Source organism: Pseudomonas sp., assembly GCF_049653025.1.
In the GTDB taxonomy this organism is placed as follows: Bacteria; Pseudomonadota; Gammaproteobacteria; order Pseudomonadales; family Pseudomonadaceae; genus Aquipseudomonas.
This window is the reverse complement of sequence record NZ_JBASFM010000003.1, coordinates 112,489-127,642: the sequence shown is the minus strand read 5'-3', so window position 1 is coordinate 127,642 and position 15,154 is coordinate 112,489. Positions and strand designations below refer to the sequence as shown.

Sequence of the window (15,154 nt, the reverse complement as noted above, 5' to 3'; positions counted from 1 at the left end):
TTTTATGTCAGTCACACTTAAAACGTGTAGCCCAGGCCCAGCATGTAGACGAACGGGTCGACATCCACGTCGACCTTCACCTTGTCGCCAAGGATGTGCGTGGTGCCGGTGGTGTCGATGTCGATATAGCGCACCTGGGCGTTGAGCATGATGCTGTCGGTCAGCATGTAGTCCATGCCCACTTGCGCGGCGAGGCCCCAGGAGTCTTTCATGTCGAGGCCGCTGAAGCCTTTGCTTTCCGCTTCGCTGCTGAGTTTTGTATCGAAGAACCAGGTGTAATTAATGCCTGCGCCGACATAGGGCTGGAAGGCCGAGCTGCCGTCGAGCGGGTAATAGACCAGGCTGACGGTGGGTGGCAGATGCTTGAGCTCACCGAGCTTGCCATTCAGGCCAGCGAAGCCGCCGGGCATGCCGGCGACGCCGACGTCATGGCTGAACGGGGTGGCCGCGAGCAACTCGATGCCGAGGTTGTTGCTCAGCATATAGGCGAAGTTCAGGCCCAGCTGGGTGTCGCTGTCGAGTGTCGCCTTGCTGCCGGCCACGTCGCTGTTCAGCGCACCGACCCAGATATCACCACTGCTTTCGTGCGGGTCAACGGTGATGGCACCGGCGCGCACGATGATGTCGCCAGCTTGGTGAGCCTGCGCCAGCGGCGCGGCAATTGCCAGGGCCAGCAGTGAGGCGGTGAGAAGTGATGTACGCATGCAGTGCTCCCATAAGCATCGGTTCGTATTGGCTGAGTACGATGTTAGGGGTGCGGCAAAATCAGCTGTTGATCCAGCTCAATAGATTAGCCAGCTATCGAAAAATACCGGGTGAGTAGCGTTTGGATGCAACGAAAAAAGCCAGGGCGATGGGCTCTGGCTTTAAGGGGGTGACGCTGCTGATTCGCCGGTCTAGCTGTCCGGCAGCTCGTAGGCGTAAATCTTCTCGGCCTGCATCTGGTAGCCGGCTTCGGCTAGCTCACTGCTGCTCTGCTCGACCTTGAGCGGGCCTTCGATCCAGAACGGCTGGTACAGGGCATCCATTAACACGCCAAGCTCGGTGGTGACGTGGATGATCTGGTTCGACGGCGGTGGCGGCACGTGGATGCAGGCACCGAAGAAGGGCACCAGGAGAAACTCGGTGACACGGCCTTCCTCGGTGACATCCAGCGGCACGATATAGCCCGGCAGTTTGACCAGTTGGTCATCGAGCGCCTTGACCACAGGCGCGGCAGGGGATTGCTGGATGGCGGCTGGCGCACTTTCGGCTGCCAGGGCGTCGGCCAGTTGCGATAGGTCGTGCATGGGGACCGGTGCGCTGACCTGCGCGGGCGCATCGGCCGGCACCAGCTCGGCCCAGGTCAGCTCGCGCACCTCGGCGGCCAAGAGCGGGGTCGCGAGCAGGGACGTGCTGAGGCTGATCAGCAGGGTGGCGAGCAAGGGGCGGAGCATGGTGCTACCTCATTAGGGTTAACGCTGCGGGGGCGTGCGGTTACAGGCGAATGGACAGGCCGTCGGCCAGCGATTGTCGGTAGGCCCGCCATGCCGGTACACAGCCCATCAGCAGGGCGGCGCTCAGGATAGCGCCGAGCAGCGTCCACTCATAGCGGCTCGGCAGGTTCAGCGGCAGGTACAAGCCGTAATTCGCCTGCACATAACCTTGCGAGCCTGCGATACCCAGGTACAGCAACAGCAAACCAAGCAGCACGCCGGCCAGGGCCAGGGCGAAGGCCTCGACAATCAGCAGGCTGGCGATATGCCAAGGGCGCGCGCCGACCGAGCGCAGAATCGCCATCTCCCGGCGGCGCTCGTTAAGGCTGGTGAGAATTGCCGTGAGCATGCCGATCAGCCCGGTCAGCACCACGAACAGCGAGACTACGAACAGCGCCTTCTCGGCGGTGCCCATCAGGCTCCACAGCTCTTGCAGGGCGACGCCGGGGAGGATCGCCAGCAGCGGCTCGCCGCGGAACTGGTTGATCTCGCGTTGCAGGCTAAAGGTGGCGATCTTGCTGTTGAGGCCGAGCAGCACGGCGGTGATCTGTTTGGGTTGCAGGTCCATGGCCCGCGCCTGCTCGGCGCTGACCTTGGCTGCGCCGCGTGCCGGCATGCCGTTCTGCCAGTCGACGTGCAGGGCTTCCATCCCAGCCAGGGAAATATGCAGGGTGCGATCCACCGGCGTGCCGGTGCGTTTGAGTATGCCGACCACCTTGAACGGTTTGTCGTCATGCTTGACCAGACTGATGGTCGCTACGCCGTGGGCCAGCACCAGTTCCTGGTCGAGCTGGTAATTGAGCGCCTGAGCCACTTCTGCGCCGAGCACCACCTCGAACGGGTCATCGGCAAAGGCACGACCGCTGCTCAGTTGCAGCGGCTGGCTGCGGGCGTAGCGGTAGTGCTCAAAATACGCCGGGCTGGTGCCCATCACCCGGTAGCCGCGGTGCGAGTCGCCGAGGGAAATCGGGATGGTCCATTTGACCTGGCGGTGCGCGGCGAGGTGCTCGAAGCTGTCCCAGCGGATGTTGTTGGTCGCGTTGCCGATACGGAACACCGAATACAGCAGCAGATTAACGCTGCCGGAGCGCGCGCCGACGATCAGGTCGGTGCCGCTGATGGTGTTGGCAAAGCTGGCGCGGGCCTCGGTGCGCACGCGCTCGACCGCGAGCAGCAGGCACACGGACAGGGCGATGGCGAACACCGTCAGCCACGCAGTAAAGCGGCGGTTGCCCAGGCTGGCGAGGGCCAGACGCAGTAGATACATGTTTAGATCTCCGTTAGCAGGCCGTTGAGAAACGTAGGCGAGGCCGCCGAGGCAAGGCAAAAACAGGCGAGAAAGCGGAGTTTACTGGTGTAAATGAGCATTTCGAGCCTGTTTTTAACGCCGAATCGGCAACGTAGGTAGTTTCTCAATGGTCTGCGGGCAGGGCGGCGCGGTTCAGTTCGGCCAGCGACAGGCTGCGGTCGAACAGGTGCGCCAGGCTCTGGTCATGGCTGACAAACAGCAGGCTGGAGCCGGCCTCGCGGCACTCGGCGAACAACAGCTGAAGGAAGGCTTCGCGGGCATCGGCATCCAGGGCCGAGGTCGGCTCGTCGGCTATCACCAGCTCGGGCTGGCCGATCAGCGCGCGGGCGGCGGCGACGCGCTGCTGCTGGCCGATCGACAGCTGGTCGGCGCGGCGCTGCAGCAGGCCGGGCTGATCCAGGCCCAGGTGGGCGAGCAGGGCGGCCGCGGCGTTATCGACACTGCCGTGGCGCTGAATCGCCCGCTTGGCGCGCAGTGTGGAGAAGTGGCAAGGCAGCTCGACGTTCTCGCGTACAGAGAGAAACGGCAGCAGGTTGAACTGCTGGAAGATATAGCCGGTGTGGTCGACCCGGAAGCGGTCGCGGGCACCGGCGGACAGCGTGCTGAGATCCTGCTCAAGCAGCTGAATCGTGCCGCGGTTGGGCTTCTGCACTCCGCCGAGCAGGCCGAGCAGGGTGGTCTTGCCGCTGCCGCTGGGGCCCTTGAGAAACAGGCTTTCGCCGCGCTGCAGGGTGAAGCTGTCGATGTCCAGCAGCTCAGGCTGGCCGGGCCAGGCAAAGCCGAGGTTGCACAGTTGGATCAGGGCTGCACTCATGGGAGAACTCGTTTGGCACGTAGGGTGGATGACGCTCTTTTCATCCACCACAAAAATGCAAGGGTGGATGGGTGAAGCGTCATCCACCCTACGTTCAGTCGGTAAATCAGAAACTCAGGGTTGGCTGCGCGGGTGTCAGCTCCAGGCCTTGCTGGCCGTTCGGGCCGATCAGTTGTACCTGAATTTTCTCGGTGGCGGGGAAGCGCTTGAACAGTTCGCCCAGATCAAGTTGTTGCAATTCTTCAGGCTTCTGGCAGTCGAGGCTGTAGTGCGCGTGGATATCGCTGTGCTCGCTGTCGTGGTCGTGGTGTTCTTCGTGCTTATGCTCAGCAAACAGCGGGCTTTCCAGCTCGTGCTTGCTGATCTGGCAATCACCCGCGCTCAGGCCGAACAACGTTTGCGGTTGTTCCAGTTGACTGCGAGCGGCGGCGACCTTGGCTTTGTCGGCGGCGCTCTCGGCCGCGTGCTCGAAGCCCACCAGGTTCATCGCCGGGCTATCCAGTTGCAGGTGCAGCATCTTGCCGTCGAGCACCACATTGAGCTGCGCCGCGCCGTGCTCGTGAGCCTCCAGGCTGCCGTGTTCGGCGTGATCGTGGTCGTCGTGTGCATGGCTGTGCTCAGCCGCAGGGGTGGCAAGGGGCAGCAGGGCGAAAGGCAGGGCAAGTAGCAGGCGGCGCATGGTGATCTCCGGTCAGAACGTAGTTGCGCGTTACGTTATAACAACTTTTGCGCTGCTCTGGCCAGTCTCTCTTGGCGCGCGCGGGTCGGCGTGGGAGCATGCGGGCTGATCAAGTGAGGGCAGGATGATGGTGCGAATTCGTGGGCAGATCGGCGCATGGCCGGTGGATCTGACGGTTGAGCTGGATGCGCAGGATTGGGCGCAGCTGGCTCAGCACATCACGCCAAGTGCGCCGGTTGAAACGCCCGTTGCGCCGGCCCTGCAGACCAACGATGCTCTGTGGCAAGCCACCCTGGAGCTGTTGCGCAAGGCCGGGCAGATCGAAGGGCCACAGTTGCTTGGGCAATTGGCCGGTTTGGCTGGCGGTGAAGCAGCGGGCAAGCGCCTGCTGGTGCGGCTGCGCCATTGCGCGCAGGTTCGGATGGAGACAGGCGCGGATGCGCCCATCTATCACTGGATTGGCTAAAGCCTGTGCCTAGTAAATCGCCTGGTACAGCTTGCGCCGGTAGGCGGTGACCAGCGGGTGGTCGTTGCCCAGCAGGTCAAACACCTGCAGCAGGGTCTTGTGCGGCAGGCCGTCGGCGTAGCTGCGGTTGCGGATAAACAGCTTGAGCAGGGCGTCCAGCGCCGGCTCGTAATGCTGACGGGCCAGTTGCTGGATCGCGAGCTGATAGCTCGCTTCATCGTCTTCGGCGTTCTGCGCCAGGCGGGTTTTCAGGCTGGCGACGTCTGGCAGGTCAGCGGCCTGGCGCAAAAAGGTCAGCTGCGCGCGGGCACCGGCTAGGGCCTGTTTGTGTTCATCGCCTTTGACCGCACCCAGCACGCTTTCGGCTTCGCCCAGCTCGCCGCGCTCGGCCAGGCAGCGCGCGTAGAGGATCAGCGCGGCGGCGTGTTCGTTGTTCTCCGTCAGCAGTACCTTGAGCACGGCGTCGGCGTCGGCGAAGCGGCCTTCGCTAAACAGTGCCTGGGCCGCTTCCATCGGATCGGCGGCAGCTGGTGCCGGTTCGGCCACATGGGGCTTGAGCATCTCGCGGATCGCCGACTCGGGCTGCGCGCCGGCAAAGCCGTCAACCGGCTGGCCGTTCTTGAACAGCACTACAGTGGGCAGGCTGCGGATGCCGAAGCGGGCGACGATGTCCTGCTCGATATCGCAGTTGACCTTGGCCAGCAGCAGTTCGCCTTGGAACTCCTCGGTAATCTTCGCCAGCAGCGGCATCAGCGCCTTGCACGGTGCGCACCATTCGGCCCAGAAATCCACCAGCACCGGCTTATGGAAGGAGTTCTCGATCACCAGCTGTTCAAAGCTGGCGCTGCCTGCGATATCAAAAATATAAGGGGAGTCGCTCATGGTCGGTCTCGGCTGGGCGCAAGTTGGGATGGGCTGGAGTTCGATGGACTATAAATATGGGCGCGGCGTGGCGGATGCAAGTCTGTGTATCTAAGCGGTGTGAAAACGTAGCGAGCGAAGGTCAGGCAAGGCAAAAACAGGCGAAGAAGCGGAGTTTACGAGTTGTAAATGAGCATTCTGAGCCTGTTTTTAACGCAGCATGATCGAGCGCAGTAGTTTTCACGCGCGCTCGGCGTGATACAGGCTGACATGGCGAAATTCAGCCGGCTCGGCCAGGTCCGGCCAGGTGCAGGCTTCGAGTATGCCGAGGCGCTGATAGAGCGGGTGCTGAAAGTCGCGTACCCGTGAGTCCGCCACCAGTGCTTCACGGCCACGACTGAGAAACTCATCGAGCAGCGGCAGGTTGGCGCGGTCGTAGAGCACGTCGGCGACGATAATCAGGTCGAAACGGTCGGCCTCGGCGAAGAAGTCCGTCGAGTAGCTCAGCTGCACGTCATTGAGTGCTGCATTGGCCTGACAGGAAGCAATCGCCAGCGGGTCGAGGTCGCAGGCCACCACTTCCAGCGCGCCGGCCTTGGCCGCGGCAATCGCCGCCACGCCTGAACCTGCGCCAAAATCCAACACGCGCTTGCCGCGCACCCACTCGGGATGCTCGGCCAGCCAGCGCGCCAGCACCAGGCCGCTGGCCCAGCAGAAGCACCAGTAGGGTGGTTCTTCGAGGATCAGGCGGGTTTCTTCCGGGCTGAAACAGCGATCCATATTGGCCGGGTCGATCAGCCACAGCTTGATCGCGGTGCCGGGCAAGGTTTGCGCGCTGAGCTGGGCGTCGCCCAGCAATTCGCTGAGTGCAGCCTGCAAGGCGGCCGGTGCTGTCATGGCGCTGGTACCAGGCGCAATTCACCGAGGGCCTGGGTTTCTGCGCGGCTGATCGGTTGCGGCGGTAAACGCAGAATCAGTCGGCCAGCCTGATTGGCACGGCCATGTAGCTCGATGCGGCTGTGCTTGTTGAAGGTTTCCGGGTTGAACGGCAGGCGAAACGCCAGCGGATTACCGGTGCCGCGCAGCTGGATATTGCCCAGCAGCGCCTGCGGCCGGCCGCGCGCGTCGACGGCGAGCAGGGCCAGCTCGACATCCGCCTCATTGGGCACATTCAACAGGCTGCCGCTTAGCTCGCGCTGGTGCGCGGGCAGGGGCGCGGCGAGGACCTGTGCGGGTGCGACGACAGGTTGGGCGGCGGGCGCTGGGGCCTCGCTGGCGCAGGCCGCGAGCAGGCTAAACAGGCTGACCAGCAGCAGCGGTTGGAACGGTGTGTGGGCTTTCATCGAGGCAATCAACTCCACGGGTTGCATGGGCGCCTGTATACCGCAAAGGCCTCGGCTTGTCTTGCCTGCGGGATGCGCTACCATGGCGGCTTCGCGTCCAAGGTTGGCTTTATCTATGCATTGTCCCTTTTGCGCTGCCAATGACACCAAAGTGATCGACTCGCGCCTGGTTGCCGAGGGCGAGCAGGTGCGTCGTCGGCGCGAATGCCTGGCCTGTGAAGAACGCTTCACCACCTTCGAAACCGCCGAACTGGTGATGCCCCGCCTGATCAAGCAGGACGGCAGCCGCCAGCCCTTCGATGAAGACAAGCTGCGTGCCGGCATGCAGCGCGCCCTGGAAAAACGCCCGGTGAGTATCGAGCGCCTGGAAGCAGCCATCGCCCATATCAAGCACAAGCTGCGCGCCACCGGCGAGCGCGAGATCAAGTCGCTGGTGCTGGGTGAGCTGGTCATGGGCGAGCTGCAGAAGCTCGACGAAGTGGCCTATATCCGCTTCGCCTCGGTGTACAAGCGCTTTCAGGACCTCAACGAGTTCCGCGAGGAAATCGACCGCCTGTCCCGCGAACCTGTCCAGGGCTGATGATGACTTCCGATCACGCCTTTATGGCCCGTGCGCTGGAGCTGGCCCGTAAAGGCCTGTATTCCACCCATCCCAATCCGCGCGTCGGCTGCGTGATCGTACGTGACGGGCAGATTGTCGGCGAAGGCTGGCACGCCCGCGCCGGCGAACCGCACGCCGAAGTGCATGCGCTGCGCCAGGCCGGCGACAAGGCCCGTGGCGCAACCGCCTACGTCACCCTGGAGCCCTGCAGCCATCATGGGCGTACCCCGCCGTGCGCCGATGCACTGATCAATGCCGGCATCAGCCGTGTGGTTGCCGCCATGCAAGACCCCAATCCGCAGGTCGGTGGCGATGGCTTGCTGCGCCTGATGCACGCCGGTATTGCGGTGCAAAGCGGGGTGCTGGAGGTTGAGGCGCGCGCGCTGAATGCCGGTTTTATCAAACGCATGGAGCAGGGCCTGCCGTTCGTGCGGGTCAAGCTGGCGATGAGCCTGGACGGTCGCACCGCCATGGCCAGCGGCGAAAGCCAGTGGATTACCGGCCCGGCCGCGCGCGCTGCGGTGCAGCGTCTGCGCGCTCGTTCCAGCGTGGTGTTGACCGGTGCCGATACGGTGTTGGCCGATGATGCGCGTTTGACTGTGCGGCCGGATGAGCTGGGCCTGGGGGCCGAACTGAGCGCCCTGGCGCAGGCTCGGCCACCGCTACGGGTGCTGGTCGATGGGCGTTTGCGCGTGCCACTGAGCGTGCCGTTCTTCCAGGTTGGTGCGGCCATGGTGGCGACCTGTGCGGCGGCCTCGGCGCGCGATCGCTATCTGGACGATGGTCACGAACTATTGGCCGTGCCCGGCAGCAACGGCCATGTTGACCTGCGCAAGCTGCTGGTCGAGCTGGCCAGTCGCGGTGCCAATGAAGTGCTGGTCGAGGCTGGGCCGCGCCTGGCTGGTGCTTTTGCTCGCCAGGGCCTGGTCGATGAATACCAGTTGTTCGTCGCGCCCAAGTTGCTTGGTTCCAGTGCGCGGCCGTTGCTGGATCTGCCGTTGGCGCGCATGGCCGATGCGCCGGCGATGAAAATCGTCGAAATGCGCGCGGTCGGTGATGACTGGCGGATCATTGCGGTGCCGCAGTCGGCCGTTTGATCGGTCACTATTCACGCGGTCGCTTGGCCATGCACGGCTCAGGCAATTGTGGTAAAACGCGTCTCGGCTACGCAAGTGGCCGTAACGTTCTCAGGGCGGGGTGTAATTCCCCACCGGCGGTAATGGCTGCAAGGCCTAGCCCGCGAGCGCTTGTCCAGGTGGCGTGATTGCCTTGGCAAGGTCAGCAGACCCGGTGTGATTCCGGGGCCGACGGTTAGAGTCCGGATAAAGAGAGAGCGGGATTGCCTCAACCAGGCGCGTTCAGGCGTGCCTCGAAATCCCTATCGATCCTATCAATCAAACATGCCCTGTTTTTTATAAAACAGGAGTTGGTCTAGATGTCTGATTTTTATTCCGTGTCCCAGGCTTCTGGCGTTGTTCGCCAGTGCTTTGTCGTGGGCGCGAGCAGGCCGTTGAAAAGCGTTGGCGAGGCAGTCAGCGCAAGGCAAAAACAGGCGAAAAAGCGGAGTTTACGAGTTGTAAATGAGCATTTTGAGCCTGTGTTTAACGCTGCGATGGCAACGCAGGTAGTTTTTCAACGGCCTGTTAAGCAGGGGGTGACATGTTTACCGGCATAATCGAATCGATTGGCAGCATTCGCGCACTGACGCCCAAGGGCGGTGACGTACGGGTGTATGTAGGGACCGGCAAGCTAGACCTCGCCGACGTCAAACTCGGTGACAGCATTGCGGTCAACGGCGTGTGCCTGACGGCTGTGGAGCTGCCGGGTGATGGTTTCTGGGCCGATGTCAGCCGCGAAACCCTGGCGCATACCGCCTTTATCAGCTTGAAGGCCGGTAGCAAGGTCAATCTGGAGAAGGCCCTGACGCCGACCAGCCGCCTTGGCGGCCATTTGGTCAGCGGCCATGTCGACGGCGTCGGTGAAATCATCGCCCGCGCCGATAACGCCCGCGCCGTGCAATTCACCATTCGCGCGCCGCGCGAGTTGGCCAAATACATCGCCCACAAGGGCTCGATCACCGTCGATGGCACCAGCCTGACCGTCAATGCGGTCAACGGTGCCGAGTTCGAGCTGACCATCGTGCCGCACACCCTGGCCGAGACCATCATGGTCGACTACCGTCCGGGGCAGCAGATCAACCTCGAAGTGGACCTGTTGGCGCGTTACCTGGAGCGCCTGCTGCTCGGCGACAAAGCGGCCGAGCCCAAGGCCTCGGGCATGACCGAAGGTTTTCTCGCCGAACACGGCTACTTGAAGAATTAAGGAATCACCCGCATGGCTCTTAACAGTATTGAAGAACTGGTCGAAGACATCCGCGCCGGTAAGATGGTCATCCTGATGGACGACGAGGACCGCGAGAACGAAGGCGATCTGATCATCGCCTCTGAGTGCGTCACTGCCGAGCACATCAATTTTATGGCGCGCTTCGCCCGTGGCCTGATCTGCATGCCGATGACCCGCGAACGCTGCGAAACCCTCAAGCTGCCGTTGATGGCACCGCGTAACGGCTCCGGTTTCGGCACCAAGTTCACCGTCTCCATCGAAGCCGCGGTGGGCGTTACCACCGGTATTTCCGCCGCCGACCGCGCCTGCACCGTGCAGGCCGCTGCAGCGAAGAACGCCAAGGCCGACGATATCGTCAGCCCCGGCCATATCTTCCCGCTGATGGCTCAGCCGGGCGGCGTATTGGCGCGTGCCGGCCACACCGAAGCGGCCTGCGACCTGGCGCGCATGGGTGGTTTCGAGCCGAGTGGGGTGATCTGCGAGATCATGAACGACGACGGCACCATGTCGCGTCGCCCTGAGTTGGAAGAGTTCGCCAAGCTGCATGGCATCAAGATCGGCACCATCGCCGACCTGATCCACTACCGCCTGATCCACGAGCGCACCGTCGAGCGTGTCAGCGAGCAGGTGCTCGACAGCGAGCTGGGCCAGTTCAACCTGGTCACCTACCGTGATTCGGTTGAGAACGATGTGCACATGGCCCTGACCCTGGGCACTATCTGCGCCGAAGAGCCGACCCTGGTGCGCGTGCACAACATGGACCCGCTGCGCGACCTGTTTATGGTCAAGCAACCGGGCCGCTGGAGCCTGCGCGCGGCCATGGCCGAAGTGGCCAAGGACGGTAGCGGCGTGGTGCTGCTGCTGGGTAACCCGCTGAGCGGTCCGGATCTGCTGGCGCACCTGGAACGTCAGCTGGGCGGTGAGGCGAAAGTCGCCAATCCGACCACCTACAGCACCGTCGGTGCTGGCTCGCAGATTCTGCGTGACCTCGGCGTGCGCAAGATGCGCCTGATGAGTTCGCCGATGAAGTTCAATGCAATATCCGGTTTCGACCTGGAAGTTGTAGAATACCTGCCCTCCAAATAATCCCAAGGGTCGCCACTGGCGGCCCGGCTCTTTAATACAGACGAGATTCGCTATGACCCTGAAGACCATCGAAGGTACTTTTATCGCCCCCAAGGGCCGCTTTGCCCTGGTCGTCGGCCGCTTCAACAGCTTCGTTGTCGAAAGCCTGGTCAGCGGCGCGGTTGACGCCCTGGTTCGCCATGGCGTGAGCGAAAGCGACATCACCATCATCCGCGCTCCGGGTGCCTTCGAGATTCCTCTGGTGGCGCAGAAAGTTGCCCAGCGTAGCGAATACGACGCGATCATCGCCCTCGGCGCGGTCATCCGTGGCGGCACCCCGCACTTCGAATACGTGGCTGGCGAATGCACCAAGGGCTTGGCTCAGGTGTCCATGGAGTTCGGCGTACCGGTTGCCTTCGGCGTACTGACCGTAGATTCCATCGAACAAGCCATCGAGCGTTCCGGCACCAAGGCCGGCAACAAAGGCGCGGAAGCTGCATTGTCCGCCCTGGAAATGGTCAGCCTGCTGGCGCAGTTGGAGGCCAAGTGAGCCAGAACGACGGTAACGGGCAGCAGCCACAAGCGCCGAAAAAAGGCCCCAGCACCAAGACCCTCGCGCGCCGTCAGGCACGCACGCTGGCCATGCAGGCGCTGTACTCCTGGCATATGGCTGGGCAGCAGCTGAACGAGATCGAAGCGCAGTTCCGCGTCGATAACGATTTCACTGCAGTGGACGGTGCCTACTTCCACGAGATTCTGCACGGCGTACCGCGGCAGAAGACCGAGATCGACGGCGCGTTCGAGTCGCTGCTGGATCGTCCGCTGGACGAGATCGACCCGGTTGAACTGTCGATCCTGCGTCTGTCGACCTACGAGCTGAAAAACCGCATCGATATCCCTTATCGCGTGGTGATCAACGAAGGCATCGAGCTGGCTAAGGTGTTTGGCGCAACTGACGGGCACAAGTTCGTCAATGGCGTGCTGGACAAGCTGGCTCCGCGTCTGCGTGCGGACGAAGTTCGCGCTAACAAGCGTTAAGGTCTTTTTGGATGCTTGATTTACGATCTTGCGAGCTAGAGTCCTGCAAGGCGCTACGTAGTAACAGCCTTCGGCTGGTCAAAGCAGGCGAGGAAGCGGAGTGTGCTGTAGCACATGAGCATTTCGAGCCTGCTTTGACTCGCTTCGCTCGCCCTTCGGGCCAGCCTTCGGCTGTTACTCCCGTTGGTCGTTGCAACGCAGTAGGGCCGACGCGCAGCAGATCGTTGCCATCTCATGGGTGAGTTCGAGCTGATCCGTCACTACTTCGCCGCTGCGCCCTGTGCGCAGGCCGGCGAAGGCGTGGCATTGGGCATTGGCGACGATTGCGCCCTGTTGCAACTGCCGGCTGGCGAACAGCTGGCGGTGTCCACCGATACCCTGGTCGCCGGGGTGCATTTCCCCGAAGCGGCCGATCCTTTTCTGCTGGGCCAGCGCGCCGTCGCTGTGTCGGTCAGCGATCTGGCCGCCATGGGCGCGACGCCTATCGGTTTTACCCTTGCCTTGACCCTGCCCAGTGCCGAATCGGCCTGGCTGGCGGCGTTTGCCCGGGGGCTGGAACAGATGGCGCAGCAGTGCGCCATTCGCCTGATCGGCGGTGATACAACCCGCGGCCCCCTGAGTCTCACCCTGACCGTCTTCGGCCGCGTGCCGGCCGGTATGGCGCTGACCCGCAAGGGCGCGCAGGTCGGTGATCTGCTCTGTGTCGGCGGCGAGCTGGGCGATGCCGCCGGAGCCTTGCCACTGGTGCTGGGGCAGCGCCAGGCCGATCCGGCTGTCGCCGAGCCGTTGCTGGCGCGCTACTGGTCGCCGTTGCCACAGCTCGAACTCGGCCAGGCGCTACGCGGCAAGGCCACGGCGGCGCTGGATATTTCCGATGGGCTGTTGGCCGATTGCGCGCATATCGCGGTCGCATCGGGCGTGGCGCTGCTGATCGAGCAGGCGCAGGTGCCGCTGTCGGCGGCCTTGCAGGCGTTTGCCGGCAGCGAGACGGCGCTTCAGTGCGCGCTCAGTGGTGGTGACGATTACCGTTTGGCCTTTACCCTGCCGGCGCAGCATCTGCCTGGCTTGCAGCAGGCCGGTTGGCCAGTGCGGGTGATCGGCCGAGTCGCGGCAGGGCAGGGCGTTACGTTGCTGGATGAACACGGCCAGCCAGTTCAGCCGCTGCACAGTGGTTATCAACATTTTGGAAGCTCCAGTGACTGATCATCCCAAGCAAGTCCCCGCTGAGTTCGTACCGCCTTCGGTCTGGCGCAACCCCTGGCATTTTCTCGCGTTCGGCTTCGGCTCCGGCACCCTGCCCAAGGCCCCGGGCACCTGGGGCTCGCTGGTGGCGTTGCCGTTTATCCCGCTGTGGCAGCTGCTGCCGGACTGGGGCTACTGGCTGATGCTCGGCGTCACCATGCTGTTCGGCTTCTGGCTGTGCGGCAAGGTGGCCGATGACCTGCGGGTGCACGATCACGAGGGCATTGTCTGGGATGAAATGGTCGGCATGTGGATCACCCTCTGGCTGGTGCCGGACGGCTGGGGCTGGCTACTGCTAGGCTTTTTAATGTTCCGTCTGTTCGACATCCTCAAGCCCTGGCCGATCCGCTGGATCGACCGGCATGTGCATGGTGGGGTTGGCATCATGCTCGACGATGTACTGGCCGGGGTGTTCGCCTGGATGAGCCTGCAACTGCTCGTCTGGGCGTGGGCCAATGGCTTGGCAACAGCATTGGGCTGGTAACGAAGAGGTCGCTGATGAACCGCTGGTGTGGCTGGTTGCTCTGCTCTGTGCTGCTATGTGCCGGTGCGTTCACGCATGCGGCCGAGCCTGAGCGCGTGCGCATTGCCAGCGAAGTCTGGGCGGGGCATACCAATGCCGATGGCAGTGGTCTGGCCTGGGATATCTTCCGTAAGGTTTATGAGCCAGCGGGTGTGCAGCTGGCGATCCAGAGTGTGCCCTACACCCGCTCCATCGGCCTGGTGCAGCGCGGCGAGGCGGATGCCTGGGCCGGTTCTTATCATAATGAGATCAAACAGAGCGTTTTCTACCCGCGCTGGCATTACGATGCCGATCAGATCGCCGCGCTGGGGTTGTTGACGCAGCCGGAGCCACACCTGGATTCGCTCGATCAGTACCGGTTGATTTGGGTGCGTGGTTACGAATACCAGCGCTACCTGCCGAAGGTGCGCGAATACCGCGAGGTGATACGTCGCAGCGGCATCCTGGGCATGCTCGATCAGCGTCATGCGGACTTTTATATCGACGCCCTCACCGAGGTTAGCGATGTGCTGAGCGCCGCGCGTGATCCGGCGCTGTACCGGGTGACGCCGCTGACCAAGCTGCCGGTCTATCTGGGCTTTGCCGATAACCCGCGCGGCCGTACATTGGCCGAGCTGTTCGATAAGCGCATGGCGGTATTGGTCAAAGATGGCAGCTTGCGCCCGATTTTCCGGCGCTGGCAGCAACCCTATCCGTTCGACTAACTCTGCGAGACGCTCCATGCACGCGTTGAAAGTTCTGATTCTGAGTCTGCCGCTGCTCGTCGGCAGCTGGGCCTTGGCGGCCACCCAGGTACGGGTGGTCGGGTTGTTTCCGGGGGCGGCGGTGTTGAGTGTCGACGGTCAGCGCAAGCTGGTCAAAGTCGGCCAGGCTGGCCCCGGTGGGGTGGTGGTGGTCAGCGCCGACAGCCGTGGTGCGGTGCTGCGAGTCGACGGCGTCGAGCGCAGCTACAGCCTCAGTCGTGAATATAGCGAAGGCTTCGCCGAGGCGCAGAAAAAGCAGCTCAGCGTCGCCAAAGGCATTGGCGGGCATTACTGGGTGGCGGGTTCGGTCAATGGCCAGTCCATCCAGTTCTTGGTTGATACCGGGGCCACCTCGATCGCCTTGAATGACGCGCATGCGCGCCGGCTGGGTATCGATTACCGGGTGATCGGGTCGCCCTTGCAGGTCAGTACCGCCAGCGGCACCGCCCGTGGTTGGCGCGTGACGCTGGACCGGGTCAAGGTCGGCGAGCTGGAAGTGCTCGGCGTCGAAGCCGTGGTGCTGGAAGGCGACTCGCCCACCGAGGCCTTGCTCGGCATGAGCTTTCTCAGCCGGGTTGGCTGGAAGGTTGAGCAGGATGTGCTGGTGCTGGAATCCAAGTACTAGGCCTGTTCGATCCTTATCATCAGTAAT

The 15,154-nt window shown here is 63.0% G+C and carries 19 protein-coding genes and 1 riboswitch; of the genes, 11 read left to right on the top strand and 8 right to left on the bottom strand.

Annotated features, from left to right (window positions below; genetic code table 11):
- Positions 1–17 precede the first annotated feature (17 nt).
- The 5 genes from WBK23_RS01190 to WBK23_RS01170 all read right to left on the bottom strand — a co-directional run bounded on the left by WBK23_RS01190 (position 18) and on the right by WBK23_RS01170 (position 4,277).
- The gene (locus WBK23_RS01190; RefSeq protein WP_424482179.1) at positions 18–704 is read right to left on the bottom strand and encodes an OmpW/AlkL family protein; all 687 of its coding nucleotides are present in this window, start codon (positions 702–704) and stop codon (positions 18–20) included.
- Between the two features lie 192 nt (positions 705–896).
- On the bottom strand, positions 897–1,436 hold the full coding sequence (locus WBK23_RS01185) for a DUF3299 domain-containing protein (protein ID WP_424482178.1): 540 nt from the start codon (positions 1,434–1,436) through the stop codon (positions 897–899).
- A 40-nt stretch (positions 1,437–1,476) separates the two neighbouring features.
- Positions 1,477–2,742: an ABC transporter permease gene (locus WBK23_RS01180; RefSeq protein ID WP_424482177.1), complete on the bottom strand. Its 1,266-nt coding sequence runs from the start codon at positions 2,740–2,742 to the stop codon at positions 1,477–1,479.
- Positions 2,743–2,887: 145 nt separating this feature from the next.
- On the bottom strand, positions 2,888–3,598 hold the full coding sequence (locus WBK23_RS01175) for an ABC transporter ATP-binding protein (protein ID WP_424482176.1): 711 nt from the start codon (positions 3,596–3,598) through the stop codon (positions 2,888–2,890).
- Positions 3,599–3,704: 106 nt separating this feature from the next.
- Entirely contained in the window at positions 3,705–4,277 is a 573-nt protein-coding gene (locus WBK23_RS01170; protein WP_424482175.1) for a DUF2796 domain-containing protein, read from the bottom strand.
- A gap of 127 nt (positions 4,278–4,404) precedes the next feature.
- Here WBK23_RS01170 and WBK23_RS01165 point away from each other — a divergent pair, with 127 nt between their 5' ends.
- Complete coding sequence (locus tag WBK23_RS01165) at positions 4,405–4,743, top strand: hypothetical protein (protein ID WP_424482198.1); 339 nt, start codon at positions 4,405–4,407, stop codon at positions 4,741–4,743.
- 9 nt (positions 4,744–4,752) lie between these two features.
- Here the strand turns inward: WBK23_RS01165 and trxA are convergent, their stop codons facing one another.
- The 3 genes from trxA to WBK23_RS01150 form a co-directional block, all read right to left on the bottom strand.
- Positions 4,753–5,625: a thioredoxin gene (gene trxA, locus WBK23_RS01160; RefSeq protein ID WP_424482174.1), complete on the bottom strand. Its 873-nt coding sequence runs from the start codon at positions 5,623–5,625 to the stop codon at positions 4,753–4,755.
- Positions 5,626–5,844: 219 nt separating this feature from the next.
- Positions 5,845–6,501, bottom strand: coding sequence for a class I SAM-dependent methyltransferase (locus WBK23_RS01155; RefSeq protein WP_424482173.1), 657 nt, complete (start codon positions 6,499–6,501; stop codon positions 5,845–5,847).
- Positions 6,498–6,974 (bottom strand): YbaY family lipoprotein, encoded by a 477-nt coding sequence (locus WBK23_RS01150; RefSeq protein ID WP_424482172.1) that lies wholly within the window; start codon positions 6,972–6,974, stop codon positions 6,498–6,500. Before WBK23_RS01150 ends, WBK23_RS01155 begins: the two co-directional genes overlap by 4 nt.
- A gap of 88 nt (positions 6,975–7,062) precedes the next feature.
- Here WBK23_RS01150 and nrdR point away from each other — a divergent pair, with 88 nt between their 5' ends.
- The 10 genes from nrdR (at position 7,063) to WBK23_RS01100 (ending at position 15,127) form a co-directional block, all read left to right on the top strand.
- Positions 7,063–7,527 carry a transcriptional regulator NrdR gene (gene nrdR / locus WBK23_RS01145; RefSeq protein WP_424482171.1) on the top strand — a complete coding sequence of 155 codons (465 nt, stop codon included), beginning with the start codon at positions 7,063–7,065 and terminating at the stop codon, positions 7,525–7,527.
- Positions 7,527–8,645, top strand: coding sequence for a bifunctional diaminohydroxyphosphoribosylaminopyrimidine deaminase/5-amino-6-(5-phosphoribosylamino)uracil reductase RibD (gene ribD / locus WBK23_RS01140; RefSeq protein ID WP_424482170.1), 1,119 nt, complete (start codon positions 7,527–7,529; stop codon positions 8,643–8,645). Before nrdR ends, ribD begins: the two co-directional genes overlap by 1 nt.
- An 82-nt stretch (positions 8,646–8,727) precedes the next feature.
- A riboswitch (FMN riboswitch) is annotated at positions 8,728–8,887 on the top strand.
- Positions 8,888–9,207: 320 nt separating this feature from the next.
- Positions 9,208–9,870, top strand: coding sequence for a riboflavin synthase (locus tag WBK23_RS01135; protein ID WP_424482169.1), 663 nt, complete (start codon positions 9,208–9,210; stop codon positions 9,868–9,870).
- A 12-nt stretch (positions 9,871–9,882) separates the two neighbouring features.
- Positions 9,883–10,977: a bifunctional 3,4-dihydroxy-2-butanone-4-phosphate synthase/GTP cyclohydrolase II gene (ribBA, locus tag WBK23_RS01130; RefSeq protein WP_424482168.1), complete on the top strand. Its 1,095-nt coding sequence runs from the start codon at positions 9,883–9,885 to the stop codon at positions 10,975–10,977.
- Positions 10,978–11,029: 52 nt separating this feature from the next.
- Positions 11,030–11,506: a 6,7-dimethyl-8-ribityllumazine synthase gene (gene ribE / locus WBK23_RS01125; protein ID WP_233685991.1), complete on the top strand. Its 477-nt coding sequence runs from the start codon at positions 11,030–11,032 to the stop codon at positions 11,504–11,506.
- Positions 11,503–11,994 carry a transcription antitermination factor NusB gene (gene nusB, locus WBK23_RS01120; protein WP_424482167.1) on the top strand — a complete coding sequence of 164 codons (492 nt, stop codon included), beginning with the start codon at positions 11,503–11,505 and terminating at the stop codon, positions 11,992–11,994. The genes ribE and nusB overlap by 4 nt, the downstream gene beginning before the upstream one ends.
- Before the next feature lie 234 nt (positions 11,995–12,228).
- A complete protein-coding gene (thiL, locus tag WBK23_RS01115) occupies positions 12,229–13,197 on the top strand; it encodes a thiamine-phosphate kinase (RefSeq protein WP_424482166.1) in 969 nt (322 codons plus the stop codon).
- Entirely contained in the window at positions 13,190–13,720 is a 531-nt protein-coding gene (locus tag WBK23_RS01110; RefSeq protein ID WP_424482165.1) for a phosphatidylglycerophosphatase A family protein, read from the top strand. The genes thiL and WBK23_RS01110 overlap by 8 nt, the downstream gene beginning before the upstream one ends.
- A gap of 14 nt (positions 13,721–13,734) precedes the next feature.
- On the top strand, positions 13,735–14,463 hold the full coding sequence (locus WBK23_RS01105) for a substrate-binding periplasmic protein (RefSeq protein ID WP_424482164.1): 729 nt from the start codon (positions 13,735–13,737) through the stop codon (positions 14,461–14,463).
- A gap of 16 nt (positions 14,464–14,479) precedes the next feature.
- On the top strand, positions 14,480–15,127 hold the full coding sequence (locus tag WBK23_RS01100) for a retropepsin-like aspartic protease family protein (RefSeq protein WP_424482163.1): 648 nt from the start codon (positions 14,480–14,482) through the stop codon (positions 15,125–15,127).
- The last annotated feature ends 27 nt before the right edge of the window (positions 15,128–15,154 follow it).